Source organism: Sporosarcina koreensis, assembly GCF_001531445.1.
In the GTDB taxonomy this organism is placed as follows: domain Bacteria; phylum Bacillota; class Bacilli; order Bacillales_A; family Planococcaceae; genus Sporosarcina; species Sporosarcina koreensis_C.
Genome location: NZ_LQYA01000173.1, coordinates 1 through 243, shown reverse-complemented (window position 1 = coordinate 243; position 243 = coordinate 1). Strand labels below are relative to the sequence as shown.

Below are 243 nucleotides of genomic sequence, written 5' to 3'. Positions count from 1 at the left end.
AGTTTGTAGAATGCAAAAAATGAAGTCCCATGATTTAAAAGGGATTCAATTTCACAATCAAAGAGAGCGGGAAAGTAAGACGAACCACGATATTGATAAAGACAAATCAAATGAAAATTACGATTTTATAAATGATGGAAATATTGATTATAACGAGCGAGTAAAAGAAATTATTGAATCACAAAAAACGGGTATAAGAAAAACCCGAAAAGATGCGGTACTGGTAAATGAATTGTTGGTGAC

The 243-nt window shown here is 31.7% G+C and carries 1 protein-coding gene; it reads left to right on the top strand.

The window, feature by feature from the left end:
- Positions 1-243, top strand: a 243-nt coding sequence (locus tag AWV70_RS16485; RefSeq protein WP_235588717.1) for a plasmid recombination protein, incomplete at both ends; no start/stop codon positions are given.